Source organism: uncultured Gimesia sp., assembly GCF_937919775.1.
Lineage (GTDB): Bacteria > Planctomycetota > Planctomycetia > Planctomycetales > Planctomycetaceae > Gimesia.
The window spans coordinates 1-4,639 of record NZ_CALFPF010000045.1; the positions used below are offsets into that span (position 1 = coordinate 1).

A 4,639-nucleotide genomic window follows, 5' to 3' on the forward strand; every position below is an offset into this window, starting at 1 on the left:
CAATCGGCACAGCCTGTTGTTTCATTACAAACCAGAGTAAACTGCTCAAATAGAGAGTTCCACTGCGATTTTCCGATTCATCCCTGTTTCGACTTTGACATCCTTTAAGTGCATTGCTCTCTCATTTTGATATTCCGCACGCCCGTGGAAGTGAACAGGTTTGAATGGGCAACTCAGATACAGACATCATTCGAGAATTTGATCGCCTGATTCGTAGAGATCCGGGGAAACGGGGGTTAATTGACTCAGAAGCCCGGTTTGGACCTCTCTGCCATGACCATTTACTGAATGCGGCAATCGCGTTAACGCAGAATTCTTCCCAAGTTGTGATTACCACAGGCTTTTACGTTCCTTCCGCTGAGATACCGGCGGCAGAAACCGATGGTCCTCCGGGAGCCGTTCTGCTGGCCCTCGTTCTGGAAGCTTGCGGCATCAATACATCAGTGGTTACCGATGAGTTGTGTGCTCCGGTGGTTTCAGCCGCCGTCGATGCTTCTGCTTATCCCGCTTCGCAATTCGAGGTTCTGTCAAACGGTCAGGAAGACTGGGTGGAATCGTTCTTCAGCCGACAGAGTTTGAGTCACCTGATTTCCATCGAACGTGTAGGACCGAGCCACACCCCGGACTCCTGGCAGCGACAGCAAAGGTCATCGGAGGTCGGCGACGCTGCGTTTCATCAGAAAGTATCTCAGGAACATTATGATCGCTGTCATAATATGCGGGGAGAAATCATTGATGCGTTTACCCCCCCTCTGCATCAACTGTTTGAAAGACTACCTGAATTTTTCCCGGATGCCCAAACGATTGGCGTGGGTGATGGCGGAAACGAAATTGGCATGGGAGCCATTTCCTGGGAAGAACTGGATCGCAGAATCGCCTCTGAGTATTCCGCGCTGATTCCCTGCCGGATCGCCACCGACTGGAACATCGTGGCGGGTACCAGCAACTGGGGTGCTGCGGCGCTGGCTGCTGCGGTCGCACTATTACATCAGCAGACCGACGTACTGTTTGCCTGGCAGCGGGACGAACAGCAACAAGTGCTTGAGGCAATGGTGCGTGAGGCCAACGCCGTCGATGGTGTGACGAAACTCCGGGAAGCGACGGTAGATGGACTTCCGTTTCTCACTTATATGCAGCCCTGGGAAGGAATCCTGCAAATCCTTACCCGTTAAATCGAATTTTGCGACGTAAGACATCGTGGGGAAAGTTTATCTGTCCACAGGAAATCACTTGCCCTTTCCCGTCACAAACCGGTTAGAATGGGCCAGTGATCATTATTTTGCGCCTCAGTGACAATTTTTGAATGCGTTTTTAAAGAAAACGAACCGTTATGAATTCCAGGAAAACGAACTTCTATGCTCTTGAACGAGCGATCCCGTTTGCAGGATTGATTACTCTGGTGATGTTGTGGATCTCCGTGCCATCCGTTTACGGCCAGGCTGTCAGCAATGGGAAATTCAAGCAGGAAGATAAATTTCGTCAGTTGGACGAAGTCCTGCCGACGCCCAACGGGTTTCGAACCGCTTCCGGGGCGCCCGGAGAAAAATACTGGCAGCAGCAGGCCGATTATGAAATCGATGTGGAGCTGGATGATAAGCTGCAGAAAATTATCGGCTCGGAGAAGATCACTTATACCAATCACAGTCCCGATACGCTGAGTTATCTCTGGTTACAGCTGGATACCAATATTCTGTCCTTCGATTCGGACGCACACCGCACGGACACCAGTTCTCCCCTCGGAAAAGTCGGTTATCAATCGATGCAGCAATTGCTGGCGAAAGAGTCGTTTGACGGCAGTATGAAAATTCAGGCGGTCCGCGATGCGAAAGGGGAACCGCTGCCTTATACGATCATCAAAACCATGATGCGGATTGATCTGCCTCAGCCTCTGGCAAGTGGCGCGAGCACGCAGTTCTCAGTCGACTGGAGTTATCTGATCAATGATTCCAAAAGCAGACCGGCGCGAACCGGTTTTGAATACTTTGAAGAGGATAAGAATTTTCTCTATGAAATCGCCCACTGGTTTCCGCGGATGGTGGCTTACACGGACAATACCGGCTGGCAGCACAAACAGTTTCTGGGACGCGGCGAATTTACACTTGAGTTCGGAAATTATCTGACCCGGATTACCGTCCCCGACGATCATATCGTGGCGGCGACGGGCCGTTTGCAGAATCCCGAGAAAGTGCTCACCGCAGAACAGCAGAAACGTCTCAAACAGGCGGAAACTGCGAAAAAACCGATGTTCATTGTGACTCCCGAGGAAGCAAAAAAGAATGAAGCTTCCCAGCCGAAAGGCAAACAGACCTGGGTCTTTAAAGCGGACCGGGTGCGAGACTTCGCGTTTGCCAGTTCGCGTAAATTTATCTGGGACGCGCAGGGGCACAAGGTCGAAGGCCAGCCCGTGATGGCGATGTCGTTTTACCCGAAGGAAGGGGAGCCGCTATGGAGTAAATATTCCACGCATGCCATCATTCATACATTGAATGTCTTTTCGAAATACACGTTTCCTTATCCGTATCCGGTGGCGATTTCCGTGAATGGTCCTGTGGGGGGCATGGAATACCCGATGATCTGTTTCAACGGGCCCCGACCGGAAAAAGACGGCACCTATTCCAAACGGACCAAGTATGGATTGATCTCGGTCATTATTCACGAAGTGGGACATAATTATTTCCCGATGATTGTGAACAGCGACGAGCGTCAATGGACGTGGATGGATGAAGGCCTCACCACGTTCCTGCAATTTCTGACGGAACAGGAGTGGGAGCCCGATTATCCTTCACGCCGTGGCGAGCCGCGCGATATTGTGGGATATATGAAAGGCGATTATCAGGTTCCCATCATGACCAATTCCGAATCGATTTTGCAGTTCGGCAATAACGCCTATGGTAAACCGGCCACCGCATTGAATGTGCTGCGCGAAACCGTGCTGGGCAGGGAGTTGTTCGACTACGCTTTCAAAGAATATTCCCGGCGGTGGATGTTCAAACGGCCTACGCCGGCAGATTTTTTCCGCACGATGGAAGATGCGTCCGGCGTGGATCTGGACTGGTTCTGGAGAGGCTGGTTCTACACCACCGATCATACTGATATCGCCGTTGAGAATGTCAAACAGTATCTGTTGGAAACCGGAGATCCCTACGTTGATAAAGTCCGTCGTAAAAAGGACAAAGCAGAAGAACCGGAGTCACTTTCCAAAATTCGCAATCAGAAACTTTCGAAGCGAACCGATCAGTTCCCGGAGCTAAAGGATTTTTACAACGAGTTTGACGATCTGGATGTGACTGATGCAGATCGAAAGAAGTTCGAAACGCATCTCAAAGAGTTGAACGTGGAAGAAAAGAAACTGCTTGAGACGCAGAAATATTTTTATCTGGTCGATTTGAAAAATCATGGCGGTCTTGTGATGCCGGTGATTTTAAAGCTGACGTTAGACGACGGCACGACCCACATGCTGCGTATTCCCGCAGAGATCTGGCGCTTGAATAATGTGAGTGTCTCTAAACTGATTCTGACCGACAAGCCTTTAAAAAGTCTGACGCTCGACCCCCATCGGGAAACCGCGGACACGCAGCTTTCTAATAATGAGTTTCCCAGAACGATTGGAAAATCCTATTTCCAGTTGGAAAAATCGAAAAAGTCAGACAATGAAATGCAGAAACTGAAAAAACAGGAGAAACTGGCCAAGGAGCAGGACAAAGAAAAACCAGCAGACAAAGAGCCGAAGAAAGAATCGCCGGTTCTGCCTGAGGGGGAGTAGGGCTTCTCAACCGTCTATGATTCGTCTTTGGAAAAGTGGCATGCGGTCTCGATTTTCGCCACTTCGATCGTAAAGTCCTGGTACCACTGTTGCTTTCCAAGTTGTTGTGCGGTCTGGTGTTCCGGGTTTTCTCGCCAGGCCTGGATGGAAGATAAATCCTTCCAGTACGAGATCGTCACTCCTGTTCCTGCTGGTGAACGAAAAGACTCTACGCCGAGAAATCCTGCCTGTTGACCAGCCAGTTCCTGCATGCGGGCAGACATTTCCGCGTATCCTTCCAGCGAATCAGTCTGGGTGGAAGTGAAAATAACAGCGTAACAGGGTGGTTGTCGGTTCGGGTTCATATGAAGCTCACACTTCGTTTTGCAGAGGAGTTAAGGGACGATTTGTGATGGGATCAGGTTTTCCCCGCGGTTGTCAGGCAATAATTAGGCTTGCTACAAATTCTGCTTTCATAAATAATTTGCCTGACAGGCAGATCCCATCTCGATTGTATTTTTGAAAAGGGAGGAAACTCAAGTGACTGGGTATACGGTCCATACAGGTTCGACAGAAGATTTCTCGAAAGGATGGGACCAAATATTTGGTGACAAAACCGTCAAGAAAGAGAAGAAAAAGAAAAAAGCCAAGAAAAAAACAGCCGCTAAAAAAGATTCGAAAAAGAAAAAGAAATCATGATTCTTTTCGCTTCTTTTCAGACAGAGTCAGTTGAAAATTGATCAGGCAGGCGATTCTCAGAACCGGATAGTCTGTCGAATGGTCTGGTAATTTTTGCACAGGGCCGTGCTAATGCTTTAAGCGGGGAAGACCGATAATAAAATTCATGCTTTTCCGGCTTATTGCAGTCAAACACAGGACATGGAGGTAACGATGTCA

At 49.3% G+C, this 4,639-nt stretch carries 3 protein-coding genes; 2 read left to right on the top strand and 1 reads right to left on the bottom strand.

Features of this window, described 5'->3' with window-relative positions; all coding sequences use genetic code 11:
- The first annotated feature begins 164 nt into the window (after window positions 1-164).
- Window positions 165-1,172, top strand: a complete 1,008-nt coding sequence (locus Q0294_RS01280; RefSeq protein WP_299459986.1) for a glutamate cyclase domain-containing protein — start codon at window positions 165-167, stop codon at window positions 1,170-1,172.
- 158 nt (window positions 1,173-1,330) lie between these two features.
- Window positions 1,331-3,763 (top strand): M1 family metallopeptidase, encoded by a 2,433-nt coding sequence (locus Q0294_RS01285; protein ID WP_299459989.1) that lies wholly within the window; start codon window positions 1,331-1,333, stop codon window positions 3,761-3,763.
- A 14-nt stretch (window positions 3,764-3,777) separates the two neighbouring features.
- On the opposite strand, the gene Q0294_RS01290 is transcribed toward Q0294_RS01285, so the two are convergent.
- Window positions 3,778-4,107 (bottom strand): antibiotic biosynthesis monooxygenase, encoded by a 330-nt coding sequence (locus Q0294_RS01290; RefSeq protein WP_299459991.1) that lies wholly within the window; start codon window positions 4,105-4,107, stop codon window positions 3,778-3,780.
- Between the last annotated feature and the right edge of the window lie 532 nt (window positions 4,108-4,639).

What these genes read in the sequence shown, in the direction of transcription:
- Q0294_RS01280 (WP_299459986.1), top strand. Translation starts at nt 165, where the DNA reads ATGGGCAACTCAGATACAGACATCATTCGAGAATTTGATCGCCTGATT.
- Q0294_RS01285 (WP_299459989.1), top strand. Translation starts at nt 1,331, where the DNA reads ATGAATTCCAGGAAAACGAACTTCTATGCTCTTGAACGAGCGATCCCG.
- Q0294_RS01290 (WP_299459991.1), bottom strand. Translation starts at nt 4,107, where the DNA reads ATGAACCCGAACCGACAACCACCCTGTTACGCTGTTATTTTCACTTCC.